Here is a 20,018-nt window from a genome sequence, read left to right on the forward strand (position 1 = left end):
GGACACAAAAAAACGGCCTGCAATAGCAGGCCGTTCTTGTCTTTTACCCTATGGCTTGCGGATTGGACGCTTCGGCAACAACTTCATCCCATAATTCCTCGGCGATTTGCTTCAGCAGCAAAGCCTCCTGCCAGCGGTCGGTTGTCTCGACCTCGCGGCCGTTCTCGACCACTCTCGTAATCGCGTAACCTGGAGGACCAAGCTCCGGGATAAAGGAGAGAATGTCGCCAGGCACGGCATTCGCATACCAATTCAACATCCCTTTGCGCCACCAGCGTTTGAAATGCTTAACCATCGGATGGTCGCCGTTAACCATATCCACTTGAACCTGCTCACCATTGGAGATACGGCCATGAATTCCGGCCGTCCGCTGAAGCAGCACGTCAAACTCGGCTTCCGAGCGGCTGTGCGTGCCGTCTAATTCACCGCCAACAACGTAATGGGACAGATCGATAATGAGCTTTAACTGCGGCAAGGCTCTAACGTAATCGGTCGTCCGAAGCAGATCCTGCGTGATTCTTCCCCGGTGGGTTTCGATGAATTGCGGTATACCCGCTTCCGAAGACGCTTCCAGGAGTCCTTCCAGCAATTGTACGGCTTCATCGCCAATAACAAAGGCATCCATGACCTGCGAATTGATGTATTGAACCCGGCCGAATTGTTTGGCGGCTTCAAGCGTATCCACAATGTCCTTTACATTCGCCGGAAAAGCAATCGTGCTGAAGCTGAACCGGTGCTTGTCCAGCAGACGGTGCCACTGCTCATATTCCTGTTCAGAAGGCATTGTGGCGCTAATGCCGGTAAAGCCGGCTTCGGCAATCTTCTCGAACTTCTCCTCCATCGTCCATTCCCTGCCGTTCTCGCCAAGGCCGATCATCGCCCACCAGGACTGCTGGATTTCCATTCTTGGCGGACGCGAAGAACCGTCGTTCAGATGAAAGTTAGATGCCATTTACGTACACGCTCCCATACTAGTAGTTGTTGTTCACTCCCTGACCGCTTACCATATCAATGACAGCCTGATACAGGTTAGGCGGATATTCCGCAATCCGGTGACATAAATACAGGTACCACTCACGGCCGTACGGAACATAAATGCGAATCGGATTCCCCTCGCTTCGCAGCCGTTTAGCCAGCTCCGGACGAATGCCGTACAGCATTTCAAGCTCTGCTTGAGAGCCTGATAACAAGCCTATATCCCGTACGGCATTAATAATCGCGTCGTCATGGCTAGCAATGGAGACCTGATGGCCTTGACGGATTGCCAATTCGACTAGATTCAAATAACGCTCATTCAGCTCGGGCGACCGTGCAAGCGACAGATGATCCGGTTCTTGATAAGCTCCTTTTACGATACGGATCCGGCCGGGCGAAGTCAGCGACGCCAAATCCGCAGGCGTTCGGTTGAGATGCGCCTGCAAGGTAATGCCGATGCCGGAGTACTCGGCCGCAGCCTGCTTGTAGACGGATAAAATAGGATCCGTTTTCCCCGACTCTTCCATGCTGATGAACAGTTCAATCTCCGTTCCTTCCGCCTGTCTCGCCAGCTCGGTCAAGTTGGCATAAGCAAGCGAAGGGCTTATCATTAACCCGATATGCGACAGATCAAACGATACCCGCCCAGGAAGTCCCGACTGCTTCAATTGCTGAATAAGCGCTTTCATCTCTGCCGCGGCTTGTTCGCACTCCTTGGCATCCGATGTATTCTCACCAATGTATTCGATAGAAAGAGAATAACCCCTTCTCAAAATCTCTTTTCCGGCTTCCAATCCTTCCAGAAGACGATCTCCCGCCACATACCTTAACGCAGCATGACGCAAAATCTGATTGACCTGCGGGTTCTGCTCCACGTAAGCTTTCAAATCCAAACGGCGTGCGATAGATTTTAAGGCTGTTGTTAACTGCTGCTCCAATTCCAAATGTTGATTCATGTTGATGATGCCACTCCCTTTTCCCGAATTGCATTCATTTTAAGAGATAAGAGAGTGACCGTATTGTATAAAATTGCTCTCGCTACAGCGATAACGCGTACTTCTGCGGCGTAGCTCCGACAATCTTGCTGAACGTGCGGGAGAAATGGCTTTGGTCATAAAAGCCCGCTTCCGCCGCGATATCCGCTATCGCCCGCCGGTTCTTCATAAGCTCCGTCTTGGCGTGATTAATCCGTAGCAGGTTCTGATAAGCATGAGGCGGCAGATGACTCGATTGCTTAAACAACCGGATCAGATGAAATCTGCTGATATCCGTCATCTTCTCCAGTTCGTCCAGAGTAATTTTTTCGGTATAATGCTCATGCAGGTATTCTTTGACCAGATTGACGTATTTACGGTCTTGTCTGGTTCTGCGGCGCTGATGCGCAAAGTCGGAAACATTCCGGCTGACTACCGCCTCGATAAGCTCGATCAGCGAGGTTTCGATCTCAAGCGGAGATCCTTCACCCGCTAAAGCTTCCATAGTCCGGTTGATGCGGATCCGGCATGCCTTGTTCTTGCCCTCTTCCAGCAGAAAAGGAATATGCAGCCGGTCAAGCTCGCGCTGCTTCAGCCCTTGAAGCCAATCCTGTTTGATAAACAGCATTTTGTAGCTCCAGTCCGCTCCTTCTTCCGGATGGCAGGCATGAAGCATCATTGGCGGGAAGCTGATCATGCGACCTTCCTCCACCCGGTGCATCGTTCCGTCACACCATGCGTGGGTCTCCCCGGTATCGATCAGCCCTATAGAATACTCTTCATGGAAATGCTTCTGGTAGGCAAAATCACTCTTCCTGCATCGCTTAGCCTCAAGAAACGGAAGTGCCTGTTCTCGGTAAAAGACGACATCCGGCATACGTATCGAGCACCTCCTTTAATCTAGCATTATTATATCAGCCTTTGCATAGAAAAGGACAATCCGGAAGAATGACTGCTCCTGGATTGTCCTCGCTTAATCACTAATTCTTGTAAATGTTATACAGCATAACGGCAACTTCCGCTCTTGTTGTTGTCGCAAGAGGAGACAATTGGCTTCCCGACCCTTGAATGATGCCGTTCTTAACAAGGGTAGCGATGCTGTCTGCCGCATACGCGCTTACTTGATCGGAGTCCGCATAACCGCTGATATCAGCTGCAGTACCGTTCATCGCAGACAGCTTTTTAGCCGCAACCAGCGCCTTGGCTGTCAACGTCATCATATCCTGTCTGCTGATGCTTGCGCGCGGATCAAAACGGTTCTCGCCAATGCCGTTCGTAATGCCAAGCTTCTTCGCAATGCCTGCCGCCTGATAGTAATAATCGGCCGTATGGATATCCGCGAAGTTTGAATCTACTTCGGCTGTCAAACCAAGCGTAGATACAAGAAGCTGAATGAAATCTGCTCTCGTAATCGCCGCATTTGGCGAATAGGTTTGGGTCGAAGTCCCTTTGATAATTCCTCTGGATGCCAGAGCTTCAATTTGTGCTTTGGCCCAAGGTACGGCAGCCAGGTCATTAAAGGTCTTGTGCACGAACGCAACGGCATACTTGCTGAAATGCGTCGTTGTAAATACCATAACGCCAGCTGCCGGATCGTAATAGCCGCTTGGCACAGACTCTGTCGTGCCGTCTTCCTTCACGTACAGGATGACGAGATGATCCAGATTTTCGCCTGCCGCAGGCGTGTATGGAATGGTTACAAGAACTTGAACATGGTCATTATGGAAGCCAAGCGGCTTGCCGTCCGCCAGCAAATGAATATCAACAGCCGGCTTTCCTTCCGCCAGAGAGCTAGAAGGCCCAATATGAAGGGTTACGTTTTGGGCGGAACCAAGCTGCGCGGACGTAAACATGCCTGCCTGAAGCGTTACGCTGCCAAATGGCGTTTTTACCCGAATCTCTTGCGATTCTTCGAGTTGTCCGAGCAAGCCGGCCGGAATTTGCTGCTCATACGCTTCCGCTCCTGCCACTTGAGGCAGTTCTATCTCGACTACTTTTCTTCCGTCCCGCAGTACCGGGGCAAGCGTGAAGGCTTTCGCCAGATCGGCGCTTGTTACGGAACCTTTCGCCACTTTGGTAGACGAATCCATCACTCCGCTCACCGTAAGCCTTGCCAGATCCGTTGTAACGACTGGCGTCAGACCGGTTGGGGAGCTGGAATTACTGCCGCTGCCGGAATTGTTTTGGCTCGATTTCGCAGGTACAATCACTGCAATGGAAGCCGTGTCCGCTGTCATGTTATCCGATGTTCTTGTTACGCGAAGCACCAGATTAACCGTTGTTTCTGCTGCCGGCGGCGTAATAACGCCGTCCGTTCCGATCACTTCGTTGTCCGAGGACAAGATGGCTACAGAATAACCTGCAGGCACTCCAGGCAGCGTCAGCGTCGTGGCATCCTTGGCTGGAGCCGTAATCGCCGTAATGCCGTCCGCGATTTCTTTCACCGTGCGGGCAATCGTAACATTTTGCACGGTGGACAAAGCCGACTCCGCGCCCGTTCCGTCAATCACGCCAACCTTGTAGAAATAGGTATGCTCCGAAGGAAGGCTGCTGTCGGTGTAAGTGCCGGCCGTACCGCTGTACACTTTCGTGAAAGTGCCGTCTTCGCTGTCCGAACGGTACAGGTTATAGCCAAGCGCACCGGTCGTTTTGTTCCAGGCAAGCTTCACGCTGGTCGAAGATGCCGCTGTTGCCGTAAGGCCCATTGTTGTATCGGCAGCTGGCGTCAAATCCGGATCGACAATCATAATCCAGCTGATCATCGGGTCCTGCGCAGCCGTATTTCTAACCGTAATTTTGAGCGAGCCGTTCGTAATATTCACGCCTGTAAATGCCATTGTATTGCTTGGCGTAAACGTAACGGCGCCTTTCATTTCATCATTCAGGAGCAAGTTTGCTTTTCTGCTCGTATTCGTCCACGGATCGTTAAAGCCCAGATACACATCATACGAACCGTTCTCCAAGGAGAACTGATAAGCAAGGTCCGTACCCTTCGGAGAGTTGGATACGTTGCCGCCGTTCAAGTAACGAACCGTTGAGAAAATATCCCCGTCAGCCGAACCGGATGGCATCGAATCTGCGCCAAGATAACCCCAAGGCGAAGCATCGGCTGCATTATAGGCCTGCTCGATCACCGTTTTGTTCGCCAATGTATCCTGCATGTAAGAAGCGAGCAGCTTGTAATCGGATGTCGCGTAACCGCCTGCGTTTACGAAATACAGCGCGTTGTCCGGCACGACGTACATCTTGACGCTCTGCACCTTGTTGTAATACTCCGGCAGCGTCATTTGAACCGTAATTGGACCAGGCTTCGCGAAGTCCGCTGCCGTAAGGGCATGAGAATTAATAGACCAGGTTACGGGAGTCGATACGGTTCCCGTTTTGCCCAAGACTTCAACCTGGCTTGGCAAGCTAGGCACTTCCCCCAGCTTAACCGCTTCAGGGAATTTGGTGGTCACGTTCACTTGACCCATTGCATTCAGCAGGTCCGGTGTCCAGCTCGCATACCATTTAATCGCAATATCCGTTCCCATTCCGAACTCGATTGGCAGAAATACATATTTGGCGCCGTCATTGGCAAAGTTGCCGCCGTTCCAAATATCGCCTACGTAAATAAATTTACCGTTCTCCGGATCAACCGGAATCACATACGTCGATTGCGTATTAAAAGCTTTCGTCGGGTCCGGGTCGCTGGCCGACGTACGGACGAACGGATCCTGCATCGGAGCCCATGGTCCAAAGATATGATCCGCTACCGTATATTTGTTCTGGTTGGCAGACCAGCCTGTAGCGCCGGAAGTAATTAAATAATAATGGCCGTTATATTTGAACATCGCTGGTGCCTCGCGCTGGGCTCCAGGGAATACCCGCACATAGTCAACGCCGTTTACGGCTTTGTACGAAGCATCGCGTACAGCGTTTCCGTTCTCGTCCACGTTGCCGTCTTTATGCCAGCCGGTTATATCGAGATAATCCGGCATCAGCTTGGAGATGTAGATCGTCAGGTTCTCTTCGCTCGAATAAATCAAGTACGCGGTACCGTCATCATCCTTGAAGAGGTTCATATCCCTTGCCATTCCCGGGTTGCCCGGCTGGTAGTCGATCTCCCCGGCAGGAGCCTGATCCATCCGGTAGCTTCGCTGGTAGACGAACGGTCCGGTTGGCGAATCGCTTACGGCCACGCCCGCTTGAGCTTTGCCGTAATTGGCGCTGTTATTGTAAGGATCCTTATCTCCGTCGATATGGGCCCACATGACGTATTTCTTCGTTTCATCGTTGTATATGACTTTCGGACGTTCAACGATTCGTCCTTTACGGATATCCGCCCAGATGTTAACGGTATCCGTTCTGCCTTCATACAGCTTGGAGATCAGAGGGTCATTCGTGAAATCATCCATCGAATTGATTAACGTAAGAGCCATACCCTCGTCTTTCCAGTTCATGAGGTCCGTAGAAGAGTATACCCGAACGCCTGCAGCCGGCCATCCGCCTTTGTGGTATTCCCCATACCAGTAATACTTCTTCGTTTTCTCGTCGTACATCATGCCTGCACCGTGAGCGTCAATCGGATTGCCGGTTGTATCTGCCCATAGCGCGCCCGGAGTTAAGGATGTACGCACCGCGCTCACTCCAAGCAAATCGGATACGGCGGAGGAAACGCCGTCTACGACTGCGCTAATGGTATAGAAGTAACCCGTGCCCTGCGTTAATCCGGTATTGGTGAAGGTTGTATCCGTACCGTTGTACACTTCGGCAAAGGTTCCCGTAGCACTCGCTGCTCTCTTAACGGAATAAGCAACGGCTGTTCCCGGCAATGCATCCCAGGTCAGTGTGACCGAGGAATCCGTTGTGGACGAGGCTTTGAAGTTAGCCGGCGCGTCAAATGCATAGGTCGTTGCTTGAACGGATGCAGGCGCCGATTCGCCAAAGGCATTGTACGCCGTAATCTGGTATTTATATGCTTTGTCGGCTGTCAGGCCTGTAGCCTGGAAGCTTAATGAGGTCCCGTCGTAAATGTTCTCATAAGACGTACCGCCATTCGAAGACTGGTACACCTTGTAGCCGGTTGCCTTGGCAACGGCAGCCCAGCTCAGATTGATTTTCGAAGAGTTAACCGCCGTAGCGGTCTGACTGGCTGGCGCAGCCGGCGCTACCCCTACGGTCTTCACGGTAAATTCCGGTGACCACTGGGACTCGGTAAGCCCCCCGTACAAATAAGCGATCTTGTAGTAATAATCCGTATCCGAGCTCAAACCTGTGTCCGAATAGCTGGTTGCAGCAGTGTTGCCCACATAACTGTAACCGCTTCCAGAAGTTGTGGAACGGTATACGTTGTAGCTGCTTGCTCCGTTTACCGCATCCCATTTCAAGGAAACGGAGGAGTTGGTCTTCTCTTCCGATTGAATGACGGTTGAATTGGCTGCCGGGATATCCGCAACCATAACGTCATCCACTTGAACCGACTGCCATTTATTGCGGATGCCAATCTTCCCGCTCGCAAACGTTGTATCAACTGCGTCAAACAGAAGCTTTTCCTTTCCGTTCTCCACGATATAAGCTTTGATTGAGCTGCCGATAAGCACAAGCTTCAGCGTATACCAGGTATTTTTGCTCAGCGTATAAGCGGTGGAGCCTTTAATCGTGGCATCCGTATTATTGACCCGCTTGGTCAGAGTAAGCCCGGTTGCAGCCTGCATCTGGAAATAGTAAAAGTTTTTATAGTCTTGGACGCGGGCCAATATGCCCGGATAAGCACCGCCGGCTCCCGTATAGAACCGCATGGATACCGTGGAATCCGTCCAGTTATCTCCCGTCGTAATAATGCCTTCGCCCGTATCGGTCTGGCTAAGCACTTTATTGCTTGCGTCAGCAGGATCGGCCGTTACCGCCCATGTACCGGAAGTAACCGTCCACTCCGGATCAACTGAATAATCCCCATCCGTAAAATGATCTTGAAAATCGATAGCCGATGCTGCCGACACCTTGGGAATCGGCGTAAAGTTAAACAAGGAAACACCTAATGACAGCAGTAAAAGCCAAACAATCGGTTTTTTCCGCACTTTCTTTTCGCTCCTTTAAATAGAATAGAGTACGATCAAACGCGGATGATACTGGCAAAGCCTGCGAGCTCCCCCCTTGTTTCGGAAACCGGTTTCATGAAACCCGTTTCATGATAGGCGTAAAAATATGAAATCCAGCGGGACTTCTCCAAACAAAAAAAAGAAGAAAGCGGTTTCATTGCCCCAATTGTACTGTTTTCCCCATCAATTGGCAACCAACTTTCTTCTTAACTCCAGTCGTTTTTCGAGATATTTTTGTCAAAACTTGTTGAATTTCAAAAATTTCAAATCCTGTTACCTTAAATAAAGCAAGAGGGGCTGCAGCTTCAGCGCCTTTAACTCCTCGTAGACCAGTCTCGCGATCTCGATTCCGCCAAGCTGCTGGAAATGCGTATTATCCTCCGTGCCGTCCGGGAAGTTCATAAATTCCCCGGGGGCCAGCCACATGAACAGCTTCTTGGTCTCTTCCTGGCCTAGTGCTTCGAATAAGGCTTTGCTAGCCTTCGCCAAATCGATTAACGGCACTTCCTCTTCGGCTGCCAGCTCCCTGACCGCCGTCAAATAATCCCCGTGTGTATCCCGGAGCGTTCCGTCCTCCTCATAGAAGCGGCGCTGCACGGAAGTGACCAGGACCGGAATCGCCTTCCGCTCCCTCGCTCCGTCGATATAGGTCCTCAGAGTCTGCTTGTAGGTGGTAAAAGGTTCCGTATAACGCTCTTCGTCAAACTTCTGGTCGTTATGGCCGAACTGGATAAGCAAATAATCGTATGGCTTTACGCGGCTCCAGATTTGATCCAGCACGCCTTCGCTGATAAAGCTTTTGGAGCTGCGGCCGGATAAGGCATAATTCGCTACGGCCGCGTCCTGCTTCACGAACATCGGAAGCATCTGTCCCCAGCCCGCGTACGGATAACCGTCATCCGGCTGGTCCGTCACCGTCGAATCTCCCGCTAAGAATATCGTACAGGCTTGCGGCGCCGGCTCCACCTCCATCGCGTTAATGCGAGGCGCAAGCCCGGAGAATGAGAGCTTTAGCTGCCCGCCGGTTACCCATACCGAAAAGCTGATCCGGGAGAAGCTGCCCGGAGCTGTCCGCTGCTTATGCACCATTAGGCGTCCCTGACCAGCTTTGATCGTTGTTTCGGTCTCGGCAATTTCATCGCCCAGCAGGACAGAGACGCGGTAAATGCCGTCCTCTGCATCGAGCAAAAAAGCCGTATCGAGCGGGATGCAGAAATCTCTGCGCAAGGCTCCCGGTTCGCCGCGGTCCTTCGCATTTATCCGGTCCGTCCGGGTAAAGCCGTATCCCGTAAAGGAATCATAGCCGGATTGCGGCGTAATCTTCGTATAGCCCTCGGCCGGGGTGCCTGTGCCAAAATCAAATCGATAGTTTCGCGTCATTTCGTTTCTAGCTCCTCTACTTTATTTCTCCGCCGGGATACAAGGTTGAGCTGGACAGCCGTTTGGGCTGCGGCAGCGGAGAATCGGTTACGCATTCGCTCAGCTTCACTTGCTTGCTGGAATAAATGGAGGCCATGTCATTCGAATAAATAATGACCTGCTCCGTTCCGCTCCCCCATAAGTCGGCGTGGACGGCATACCCTTCGGAAGGGAATTGTACCACCGGATTCATAGAGCCGTCATACAAGGTTGGGAATACGCCGCCTCCGCGACGGTAAGCCAGAATATAGTCCGGCGCATCCTCCGTCCAGCCCCTTAACGGTTCAATAATGGTCAGCCAGCCCGGCGTCTTCCGGTCTTCCTTCCACAGCTCCTTGCCTTCGCTGTCCAGCAGGAACAAAGCGTCCTTGCCGACCAGGCCTTTGCCGTCATCCTCCCGGACAAGCCGGTCCAGCCCGGCGATCTGCAGACCCGGAAGATCGGTCCGGAACCGGCCCAGCGCGATATGCTGCGATTCAACGGACCCCTCATAACGCCACAGCTCCTTGCCATGCCGGTCGTACATAACCGTTACGCTGCCGCCGATGACAAGCTCGGGCTCTCCGTCTCCGTTCACATCGCCTACCCAGATGCAGTCGGCGTGATCGTCCAGATCATGACAGCTCCACAGCAGCTTGCCGTCATGATCGAGCAGATCGTAGCCGGCCATAACCTCATCCCTTCCGTCGCCATCCAGATCGTAGACCCACGGGAAGTGGCCCGGATTCCCCTCATGCGTCCATAACAGCTTGAACTCACGGTCCATCGCCCACAGACGGTGATAACGGTCCTTCAAGATAAGATCGCCGGCAAACGTGCCACCTGTAAGATTTACGACAATGATACAGTCGTGGGCATGCGGATCAGGCAGCTCATGGGTCGATCGGACCGAGCCGTCTTGCCCGTTCAGGATATGCAGCCGGTCATCCATGACGCACAGCACCTCAAGCCTGCCATCCCCGTCGATATCCGCAATTTGCGCCGGATAATCCGAGCCATGGCGTCCCGCTCCGGGATCGGGCTTGCCGGTCTGCCACAGCAGATGGCCCTCCAGATCATAAGCGGTCAGACATTGCACCTGATGGGGAATATATCGGACATCCTGACGGTTATCCGGCTGTACCAGCAGCAGCTCCATCCGGCCGTCGCCGTTCAGGTCGCCAAGCAGCGCTTTGCAGTTTGCCCCCGCCGCTTGCAGATCTATGGTGCTTAACAAATAAGGCTCCTTAGTGGATACGGATGACATCCTCTTGCCTCCCAACAATATTAGATTCCATAACGCTAACTACAACGCAATCTGCTGTCCGCCCTTCACTTCCACCGTCTCGGCGTCAACCTTCAGCCACACGCTGATGGCGGAAGGATTATAGACAAAGCTGAGGTCAGCCGCAAACTTTAGCCCTTCGAAAGCTTTCGCGTAATCCACCAGCTCCATATTCGTGCAATACCAGATCGCCGGATTACCGCCGATAAATTGTCCGAACTGCTCCATCAGCTCCCAATTATTGTCGCTGTCGAATTCGTAGCTGTGGCCCCACACATACATCAGGTACAAATACTGCGATTTTTGAAGTCCGGCGAATTCCTCCGCATGCTTCATCAGATCCCGGTTATGATGGCAGGTTGGCTGCCACTCGTGCCAGTCATCCGGCATGCCGTAATGTCCCGTGCTGGGAACAACACGCGCATATTCGATGCCAAGACCGGGCAGCAGCTCCTTGATTCTTTTGTTATAGGATCCGTTCGGGTAAGACATTCCACGGACTGTGTAGCCAACAATACGCTCCAGATTACGCCGGTCCTCCATGACCTCGTATACGATCTGCTCATTCGGGCACCGGGCAATCGTCGGGTGAGTCAGCGTATGAGCCGATACTTCATGCCCGGCATACAGCGTCCTGACTTCATCGGCACCAATCCGGTCGTTTGTTCCAAGCAGACCGGAATTAAGATGAAATGTGCCCTTCAGCCCGTACCGGTTAAAAATATCGACCAGACGCCGGTCGGCGAACCGCCCGTCATCGTAGCTAAGCGTGAGCGCCTTATGCCTTCCTTCCGGGAAACACATCACAATCGCCATTGCTTTAACCTCCCGCTTCTATCGCATGTTTCCCTTACGGGGCATACACCTGCAAATTTCCGTATTCCGCGATAAGCGGTGCCATCTGGCGGAAGCCCAGCTTGCCTTTCCCAAGCAGCGGCCCCCAAGTGGTGCCGTCATCCTTAAAACTGAACAACAATAGATCATTTACGGCAAATTGCACATACGGCCCTTGCTTCAGCAGCTGCATCCGATATGGCCCCTCCGCATCCGCCGCATCCGGGATCGGATCCGCGCCTTGCGCAACGAGGTGGAAGCCGTAGCTTTTCCGCAAATTGCAGGTATGGAAGCTTCTTTCCTCCGCGTGGCGCCTGCGGAAATAGGACACATGGAACGCGTTAATATCTCCGTGATGATACTGGTCGTAAATGCCGCTGCGACCGGCTAACCCGGAATCAAACAAATCCTGTCCTTCTATTCCCGCCGCGCAAAAAAATAGAATAGCCAGCCCCGGCTCGCGGACCGGCCAGAAATCCCACGTGACTACCATATCCGGCGGGAATTGCTCCGGACACCAGAACACCAGATTGGCTGCTTGTCCCTCTTCGGGGTCACGCGTGCTTTCAAGGCGCATGCGCCCCATCGGGAAGGTGACGGCTGCATCCCCTTCCATCCGGTAATCCGATACGTCCTCAGCCGAGCACAGCGGGTTATTATAAATCATTCTCCATCCGGCTGGAATCAGCATGCTTCTTGCCGTCGTTGCTGTTGTCATCGTCAAGTCAACTCCTTAGAGATTGCTCCCGAAGCTTAGGCAGATGGTCTGCGATCAGCTCCAGGGCGATAATCGTATTCAGCGACCATTGGGCTGCTTCATTCGTATTCATCCAGTCGATTTCCTGCAGAACGTCAAGGTGAGCAACCGTCGCGGCCTCCTCCTGAAGATTCACGGCCGCAAACGGATTGCCAAGCAAAATGTCCCAGCATTGCCGGGCCGTTGCTTCATCCTTCCTGTAATAAGCGCCGTAAGCAACAATCGCCGCGCTGAGCACCGGATGCTCGAAGCGCGTTGTGCTGATATGGCCCTTCGTCAGCTTATCCTTCTCTTCCTGCGTCTTGTTGTAATAAACGCCAAGCTCCGCGAGCATCTCTTCCCATTCCGGATCCTTCAGCATGCCGGCCAGCTCGAACCATACCTGCGGTCCGCCCATGCAAATCGCCAGATGACGGCCCCAGTTATCGTCGCCCATCGGCGTCAAGACACCGGTCTTTGGATCATAGCCATAGGTGGGGCCGGAGATAAGGCGGTAATTGGCGCCTTTTATACTGTTAATGCCGACCAAAATTTTGTCCCGGTAAGCAGCGCTCTCGTAACGCTCCCATTGCGTCATCCAGTTCGAGCTGAAGGCTGCCCAGTCGGGACCTACCCGGATGTGGGTCGGATGCTCGTCTTTCGGGAAGTAATACCGCATCGGATCAAGGTTAACGGTTGTAAAATCCGAATCCTTCGTTTCGTTCATCATATCCCCGATCCGCTCATCCGCCGTCAGATAATAAAAGTAACGGTGAAGGCCGGCCATGCCGATTCTCGCCTCCTTGCAGCCGCAGCCCCAATGGACGACGTTATGGCGCGAGCCAAGACCGGCATATTCGCCGAAATGATAGACGTCTACCTCGCTTGTATGCCTGGTCATCGCTTCCGCCATCCGGAAGATGTCTTCCCGGCCCGTTCGAAGAAACATGATCCACAGCCACATGTTGGGCGCAAGCTCCGTGTTCTGCCAAGCGCAGCCGCCTAGATCATAATTCCAGACATGCCGAACCGGATCGTAGCTGTGCATGTAATCGCCGTAATCCCACAATCCGTACCATTTGCGCTGCTCGACTTCCTTCCGGTAAAAGGCAATAATGCCGTCCAGCCTCGCTTCAAGCTGCCGCTTTTCTTCGGTCGAATGATCCGGCAGGCTCCATATTCCGAAAGCTCGTGCTTCATGGTAATAGAATGGCTCGCATACAAGCAGGGTCGGATGATCCGTTTCCTGCCGCATGAACTCCAGGAGCTCCGGCCCCGGCGTTTCCTCCGTACACCAAAGCATCAGTTCATTCGTATTGGCGATACCGTATGGCGTTGCGCGCAGCTCCTCCGCCCCTTCATAGGACGATTCCACATGGGTTTTCGTATCGTAATGCCTCATATCCATCGGCTCGCCTTCCGGCGTCCATAACCATGCGGTAAACGATGCCTCGTCCCCCGCAGCTCCATGAACCTCAAAGCCCGAAGGATGCTTTCTCCAGAAATGGCGCAGCCCGCAGGCAAGTCCGCCCCCTTCGCTGCCAACGAATGCAAGTCCGCCCGCCCGGTGGCCATCCGTGACCTTTACCCAGCTGCAGCCTTCGCCGGTTCTTTTCCAGATCCGGTAATGCTCGGACGACTGCTGCATAAGCTTGAAGCCGTCCCATGTCGCCGAATCATCCAGCAAGCCAAGAAAATACGCGTCATCAGAAGGATCAAAGCCGACTTTTGCCCCAGCAGTCTGCCGTTCGAACAGCTCCCGGTACTTCCCTTTTGTTCTCCGGGTATGAAGGGTTTTCGGAGATTCCGCGAATAGTCCGTTGTCTCCCGAGAAACGGATATGACGGTTATATTGCTCGCCTCTCATGGGAACGGCAAAGCGAACGCCAAGTCCCTTAATAAAATCCTCGTTCGGGTTGCCGTCGTAAAAAAACGTATGCACAATCCGGATCGTCTCAAGACCCGCATACAGGTAGAGTCTCATGGAAAAAGGAAGCCATTCCCGCGAACCGGCGGCTGCGCGGTGCCTGCCGTCGATTTTTGCAACCGCGCGCACGGGACCCTCCTGCTCAATAGTTAACCGGTGTACCCGGCTTTCAAACGGTTCCTGCCGGACCGTTCGGACGCCGGATACTTCGCTTGCGCTCTCCCTTATGCAAACCAGCTCTCCGCCGCTGCATAGCTTTACCCCGTTCCGGGTAATGCTGCGCAGCCAGCTGCTGCCCTGCTTGCCAAGCGTACAGACGATGACACCGGTATCCAGTCGAACCTCATCATCCGTCTCCGTCACTTTAACCGTTAAAGGGGCAGCTGCTGCATCCCCTTTCGTCAAGCTGTAAGCTTCCGGAGCGCTGTCAGCGCTTACCGCTGCGTGAGCGGACCATTTCACGCTGCCGTCCGGCCAAAAGGCGGTCGCCCAGTGCTGCATCGGCACGGGTTCGCCCAAGCTGGTTGTAAGACTCAAAGCCTCGTCCCGCCCAAGCTCGCCTTCCTTCCACGGAATTCCCCACGTCATCCCGACCGGCATTATACTCTGATTTGACGATAAGCTGTGCAACTGAATCTTAGCCGCCATTTGCACTCATCTCCTTTGTCGTTTGGCCCCATTGTAGAAGCTGATGGATTAACGCTCAATGAGACAATATTGCGGAAGGGCCAAAAGACGGTTTGCACATTATTGCAACGTTTGCACGATCTTGCTTACAGGTGCTGGCTTTGCTCTCTGTAGCTGGTTGGCGTCATGCCCTCCAGCTTCTTGAAAATCCGATTGAAGTAGCTGTGCTGGTAACCGACCTGCTCGGCTACGTCATTGATTTTTAGCTCCGATTCCCGCAGCAGCTCCTTAGCTTTCTCGATTCTAAGCTCGGTCAGATAGTCGATGAAGTTTTTTCCGGTCACCACTTTAAACGATTTGCTCAGGTAAAACGGATTGGTGCCGATATGCTCCGCGCAGTTATCCAGCGAAATATCCTGCCTGTAATGCTGCTGCATATAGATCATCGCCGCTTCGATCAGCCGTTTAACCTCGGAGCCCGCCCTGCAGGACAGCTCCTTCTGGTAAGGAGCAAGCACTTTATCCCTGAACCAGCCAAGCATCCGCTTCGGCTCCCGGATTTGAGACAGCTGCTCATACAGATTAACGCCCTGGAACAGTCTGTTCGGATTAACGCCGGATACCATGATGACATGCTGAATATTTCCGAGCAGATGGAGCATCCCCTGCTGCACGTCGATTTCCTTGGCTCCGGCGCAGGATAACGCTCCAACAAACGAGCTAAGCAGCTCGCTTGCTTCCCCTTCCTTGCCCGTGCGGAGTGCCTGGATAAGCTCCCGCTCCAAGGTAAAAGGATACTGCGGCTCCGCCCAAGCCTCGCCGCCTAACACGCCCTGCTCCATGTCGATAATCTGGTTGGCATTATCGCAATTGCGGTAGCTGACCGCCTGCTTGACCCGCTCGAACTCGTTGGGCAGATCTGAGATATAGGCGGTCTGGCGGCTGACCGCCAGAGTTACCCTCATCCGCAGAATCCGGTTCACCGAAGTCGTCAGCTCCTCGCTGAAGGCTTCAACCGCTTGCTTATACGAGCCGCCTTCCGGAATAAAGAGCATAATTCCTGCCGTTAAATCATGAAAGTTAAGCGTGTCGCTTTGCTCGAAATGCTTGGACGCCAGCTCCTTCATCATATTAACGGCCGCAAACGTGATCAGCCCCTCGTCTCCGCTGCGGAATTTTTCGTCCATGTTCGCTATTCCGTTCAGCTGGATAAACAAGACGGCAAAATGACGGCCGCGCACCTCCCATTTGAACTTTTCCATGCGGCGCAGCAAATCTTCCTCCGAATACGCATAAAGATAACCCTGCAGCAGCTGATGCAGGAAGCTTTCCTTCACATGCGGAAGCTGCTCCGCCAGCTTCGAGTTCAGCTCGAGCCGCTCCATATGAAGATGTTCATATTGCTGCTCGATCAGCGCAAACTCATCCTCTTTGCCCGTCCATGCGGCTCCGCCCGAATAACCTCCAAGCAGGTTCGCAAGCCGTTTTACCGGCGAATAGATCCGGTGGGAAGCGAGCCAGGATAACAAAGCCGCCAGCAGCAAGGCGATCAGGCTTACCGTAATAACAAGCTTGGAAATAAACATCACCGGCGCAATGATGCTGTTGATCGGAGAGGCCGAGACGTACAGCCATTCATCCGAAATTCGCGACAGGCTGCCGTAAGACACGGTGTAGGTCGAACCCTTCCAGTCGAAGAAAAAAGAGCCCTTCTCCGACTTCATGCCATTGATTCTCTCGCGAAGCGCAACCACGAACGAATCGTTGGAAGCGCTTCCGTTTGCGGAAACAAAAAGGTCTCCCGATTTCTGCTGCAGGAACGCTTCGCCTTCGTAATACGGAGTCATCGTCTGAAGCAGACTGGCAATCTTGTCGCTGTCAAACCGGAAGACCAGCACGCCAAACGGATTGGGACTTCCGCCCGGAATATGGTGCACGAGCGTCAGGTCCTTCTGATCCGGATGTTCGGAATCAAACGCCCACTGGGTCCAATAAGTCAGGTTTTTACCGTGTATCAGCTTGCTGTATAGGCTTAAATCCTGCTGATTCTGCAGCGGCGTGTATTCGGGATTAAACAATATTTGGCTCTTCCCGCCAACAAACAGCTCGGCTTTCTTGACCAAAGCGTTCGAGCCCTGCATGGCGATCAGCGTCTTTGTTATATCGTCGGTTCTCTTGAAATCGCGGACAAAATCAAGTCCGTTTAAGCTATAGTCGAATTTGTTGTCGAATGCCCAGTGGGAAAGCAGAAGCTCCAGGTTGCTTAACTGATCATCCATTTGCTCGGAACGTTGTTCAATCTGCTGATAGTGAAGCTGCAGCAGCTCGCTTTCTACCCGGCCGCCGGCCATCCAATAGATAAGTCCTCCGATAATAAGTCCGGGAATGCCGGAAACGATGAAAATCATAATTAAGCTTTTTCTAAAAAAGCGTCCTTTGCCGGAATCCGTGCGGTTCCGCCAAATTTTCTTTCCATGGAGCATCCTATTCCCCCATTCCTTTCGGTTATAAAGTTGACCTTATAATAGATTCCAAAAAAAGGGAAGCATGAAAATCAGACTATTTTGTACGAAATTCAGAGTTTTTTCCGGTCATGCCAAAGCACCCATCCTCCCGAAGGAATTTTTGATGGGTGCTAACGGTCAGCTTATTTATTTCACGGAGGCTGCGTACAGCTCGTTCATTTCTTTCACCAGATCGTCGCCGCCGGATTTCTTCCATGTCTCGAAGGCCGCCATCAGACCCGCTTCATCGGTTTGACCGACGATAAACTTGATGCGCGCATCGTTGATGATGTTGTCCAGCTGCTGGCCCTTTTGCGAGTAGACGTCTGAGATAAACGGCTCAGCCGGGTTGGCAACAATGTATTGCTCGGCTTCCTTCTGAATTTCCGTCGTTTGCAGACGTAGCGGCGTTTGCTGCACGACGCGCCCACGGCCAGCCGGGATGAACGGCAGCATCTGGTTAAGGCCTTCCACCTCGGATTCCAGCAGGGCAGCATCCTTGGTAGGCACGATAAACTCTCCGTCCAGCGTATAATGCTTGCCTTCAATACCGTACCCGGCCAATGTCGTCAGATCGTCATCATTCATTTGATCCAGGAACTTCAGCACGCGCTTCAGCTCTTCCTCCGTCTTGACCGTCCCTTTCGGAATCGCCAGCAGGCCTGCGAAGCCCGATGTCGGCAGCGCTTTTAGCTTGCCGTCCGCTCCCGTTACGCCAATCATATTGTCCATGTATTGGGCATCCGGATTATCTTTGTTTTCCTTGGCAAGCGCCGCGTGAATCTTATCTTCAATCCGTCCGGCCGTATCGGTTACGTCAACAATAACGCCGGCCTGGCCGTTAACGACCGGATCTACCCATTTCGCGGAGTCGAATACCGCAAAGTCCTGGTTGATCAGCTTCTCGTCGTACAGCTTTTTCATAAATTTAAGAGCTTCCAAATATTCTGGCGTCTGATGCTCCGGCACCAGCTTGCCGTCTGCAACCCCCCATTTGTTTGGCGCGCCGAACCACAGCTTGATCGTATCGAAGGCGCTTGCCCAGGCTCCGGTCCATTTCACCAGCACCATGCCATACGTATCGTCCTTGCCGTTTTTGTCCGGGTCTTTCTCCTTAAACGCTTTCAGCATGTTATAGAATTCATCGATCGTCTTCGGCTGCTGAAGGCCAACCGCTTCCAGCCAATCCTTGCGGTAGACAATCCCGTTGCGGCCAAGGGCGCGGCCGCGGTAGATGCCATAGTTCTTGCCGTCGATGGAGGAGTTGTTCATGATGACCTCGTTCGCTTGGCTCAAATTCGGATAATCCTTCAAATAAGGGCCAAGCTCCCAGAAAGCTCCGGAACGAACGGCATTTACGAAGCTTGGATCCTTCGAGCTTGGCACATATATAATTTCGGGAAGCTTCGTTGAAGCTAGCGTGATGTTGAATTTATCCCCGTAGGAGGCGTTAGGCACCCATTCCAGATGAATGTTCGTATTCGTCTTCTTCTCAATCTCCGTGACGACGGGACCGTCGTCTTTAGGATAATTCGTCTTGAAGATTGGCAGCATGATGCTGATGTCCAGCGGCTTCTCGGCGGACGCCTCGGTTGTGGCTGCGGCGGCTGCCGTCGCGCCTGCCGATTGTTCCGGCTTGGCCGTTTCTTCTTTATTACCGCTGCAGCCGGCAATCGCCGTCACGGCCAATGTTCCGAGAGCTGCCGTTGCTACCCATTTCTGCGTCTTTTTGTTCATCTTTACTGATGCCTCCCTTTAATTTTCATTTTTTTGTTATATCGCAATCCGCATTACCCCTTGACCGAACCGATCAAGACCCCTTTGGCGAAATGCTTCTGAAGGAACGGATAGACGAGCAGAATCGGAATAGTGCCAATAACGATAACGGCCATCTTGATCGATTGATCCGGCGGTGCCACGAAATTCGGATCCATGGAATTGATGTCGCCGGCGGCCGTCTGCGAGAGCAGTACGATTTGTCTGAGCATCACCTGCAGCGGCCATTTCTGCGGATCGTTGATGTACAGCAGGGCGGAATAGAAGTTATTCCAATGTCCTACCGCATAGAAAAGCGTAAATGTCGCAAGCACCGGCATCGAAAGCGGCAGGACGATTTTCCACAGCAGTCCCAGCTCGGTACAACCGTCAATCCTGGCCGCCTCCTCCAGCTCGGCGGGCAGCTCCTGGAAAAAGTTTTTCACGATAATCAAGTTAAAAGCGCTGATCGCGCCCGGGAGCATCAAGGCCCAAAAGGAATCAAGCAGATGAAGATCGCGGACAACCAGGTAGGTCGGAATAAGTCCTCCGCCGAACAGCATCGAGAATACGATCAGGTTAAGCACCGTATTTCGCCCCATCAGATTACGCTTGGACAAGGCGTACGCCATCGTCACCGTAAAGAACAGATTCACTGCCGTGCCCACTACCGTTACATAGAGAGACACCTTAATGCTTTGCAGAATCGTACCGGTCGAAAAAATAAACTGGTAAGCCGCGGTGGTGAACGTCTTCGGGATGAGGAACACGGCTCTCTTCGTTAATTCCGCATCCGATGCGAAGGATCCCGCTATGATGTAGATAAAAGGCAGCACGGCCAGCAGGCTGATGACGTTTAACAGAATCACGTTCGTTATATCGAATGCGGTCCCGGATGCGCTTCTGTATTGTTTTGCCACGGC

At 52.8% G+C, this 20,018-nt stretch carries 12 protein-coding genes; all 12 read right to left on the minus strand.

Annotated features, from left to right (window positions below; genetic code table 11):
* Positions 1-43: 43 nt before the first annotated feature.
* The gene (locus PGL01S_RS00085) at positions 44-952 is read right to left on the minus strand and encodes a sugar phosphate isomerase/epimerase family protein (protein WP_127490533.1); all 909 of its coding nucleotides are present in this window, start codon (positions 950-952) and stop codon (positions 44-46) included.
* A gap of 19 nt (positions 953-971) precedes the next feature.
* Positions 972-1,931, minus strand: coding sequence for a proline dehydrogenase family protein (locus tag PGL01S_RS00090; RefSeq protein WP_127490534.1), 960 nt, complete (start codon positions 1,929-1,931; stop codon positions 972-974).
* 82 nt (positions 1,932-2,013) lie between these two features.
* The gene (locus tag PGL01S_RS00095; protein WP_127490535.1) at positions 2,014-2,826 is read right to left on the minus strand and encodes a helix-turn-helix transcriptional regulator; all 813 of its coding nucleotides are present in this window, start codon (positions 2,824-2,826) and stop codon (positions 2,014-2,016) included.
* A 103-nt stretch (positions 2,827-2,929) separates the two neighbouring features.
* Positions 2,930-8,008 (minus strand): S-layer homology domain-containing protein, encoded by a 5,079-nt coding sequence (locus PGL01S_RS00100; RefSeq protein ID WP_127490536.1) that lies wholly within the window; start codon positions 8,006-8,008, stop codon positions 2,930-2,932.
* Between the two features lie 294 nt (positions 8,009-8,302).
* Positions 8,303-9,409, minus strand: a complete 1,107-nt coding sequence (locus tag PGL01S_RS00105) for a rhamnogalacturonan acetylesterase (protein WP_127490537.1) — start codon at positions 9,407-9,409, stop codon at positions 8,303-8,305.
* A 16-nt stretch (positions 9,410-9,425) separates the two neighbouring features.
* Positions 9,426-10,694: an FG-GAP-like repeat-containing protein gene (locus tag PGL01S_RS00110; protein ID WP_127490538.1), complete on the minus strand. Its 1,269-nt coding sequence runs from the start codon at positions 10,692-10,694 to the stop codon at positions 9,426-9,428.
* Between the two features lie 39 nt (positions 10,695-10,733).
* Positions 10,734-11,528, minus strand: coding sequence for a polysaccharide deacetylase family protein (locus tag PGL01S_RS00115; RefSeq protein WP_127490539.1), 795 nt, complete (start codon positions 11,526-11,528; stop codon positions 10,734-10,736).
* 34 nt (positions 11,529-11,562) lie between these two features.
* Positions 11,563-12,264 carry a YesU family protein gene (locus PGL01S_RS00120; RefSeq protein WP_127490540.1) on the minus strand — a complete coding sequence of 234 codons (702 nt, stop codon included), beginning with the start codon at positions 12,262-12,264 and terminating at the stop codon, positions 11,563-11,565.
* A 7-nt stretch (positions 12,265-12,271) separates the two neighbouring features.
* The gene (locus tag PGL01S_RS00125; RefSeq protein ID WP_127490541.1) at positions 12,272-14,857 is read right to left on the minus strand and encodes an exo-rhamnogalacturonan lyase family protein; all 2,586 of its coding nucleotides are present in this window, start codon (positions 14,855-14,857) and stop codon (positions 12,272-12,274) included.
* A gap of 125 nt (positions 14,858-14,982) precedes the next feature.
* The gene (locus PGL01S_RS00130) at positions 14,983-17,319 is read right to left on the minus strand and encodes an AraC family transcriptional regulator (protein ID WP_127490542.1); all 2,337 of its coding nucleotides are present in this window, start codon (positions 17,317-17,319) and stop codon (positions 14,983-14,985) included.
* 168 nt (positions 17,320-17,487) lie between these two features.
* The gene (locus PGL01S_RS00135) at positions 17,488-19,077 is read right to left on the minus strand and encodes an extracellular solute-binding protein (RefSeq protein WP_127490543.1); all 1,590 of its coding nucleotides are present in this window, start codon (positions 19,075-19,077) and stop codon (positions 17,488-17,490) included.
* A gap of 53 nt (positions 19,078-19,130) precedes the next feature.
* Positions 19,131-20,015: a carbohydrate ABC transporter permease gene (locus PGL01S_RS00140; RefSeq protein ID WP_127490544.1), complete on the minus strand. Its 885-nt coding sequence runs from the start codon at positions 20,013-20,015 to the stop codon at positions 19,131-19,133.
* Positions 20,016-20,018: the final 3 nt, after the last annotated feature.

The organism is Paenibacillus glycanilyticus NBRC 16618, from assembly GCF_004000805.1.
Classification (GTDB): Bacteria; Bacillota; Bacilli; order Paenibacillales; family Paenibacillaceae; genus Pristimantibacillus; species Pristimantibacillus glycanilyticus.

Excerpts from the sequence above, each read along its gene's own strand:
- PGL01S_RS00125 (WP_127490541.1), bottom strand. The coding sequence starts at position 14,857 with ATGGCGGCTAAGATTCAGTTGCACAGCTTATCGTCAAATCAGAGTATA.
- PGL01S_RS00135 (WP_127490543.1), bottom strand. The coding sequence starts at position 19,077 with ATGAACAAAAAGACGCAGAAATGGGTAGCAACGGCAGCTCTCGGAACA.
- PGL01S_RS00085 (WP_127490533.1), bottom strand. The coding sequence starts at position 952 with ATGGCATCTAACTTTCATCTGAACGACGGTTCTTCGCGTCCGCCAAGA.
- PGL01S_RS00095 (WP_127490535.1), bottom strand. The coding sequence starts at position 2,826 with ATGCCGGATGTCGTCTTTTACCGAGAACAGGCACTTCCGTTTCTTGAG.
- PGL01S_RS00105 (WP_127490537.1), bottom strand. The coding sequence starts at position 9,409 with ATGACGCGAAACTATCGATTTGATTTTGGCACAGGCACCCCGGCCGAG.
- PGL01S_RS00110 (WP_127490538.1), bottom strand. The coding sequence starts at position 10,694 with ATGTCATCCGTATCCACTAAGGAGCCTTATTTGTTAAGCACCATAGAT.
- PGL01S_RS00120 (WP_127490540.1), bottom strand. The coding sequence starts at position 12,264 with ATGACAACAGCAACGACGGCAAGAAGCATGCTGATTCCAGCCGGATGG.
- PGL01S_RS00130 (WP_127490542.1), bottom strand. The coding sequence starts at position 17,319 with ATGCTCCATGGAAAGAAAATTTGGCGGAACCGCACGGATTCCGGCAAA.
- PGL01S_RS00115 (WP_127490539.1), bottom strand. The coding sequence starts at position 11,528 with ATGGCGATTGTGATGTGTTTCCCGGAAGGAAGGCATAAGGCGCTCACG.
- PGL01S_RS00090 (WP_127490534.1), bottom strand. The coding sequence starts at position 1,931 with ATGAATCAACATTTGGAATTGGAGCAGCAGTTAACAACAGCCTTAAAA.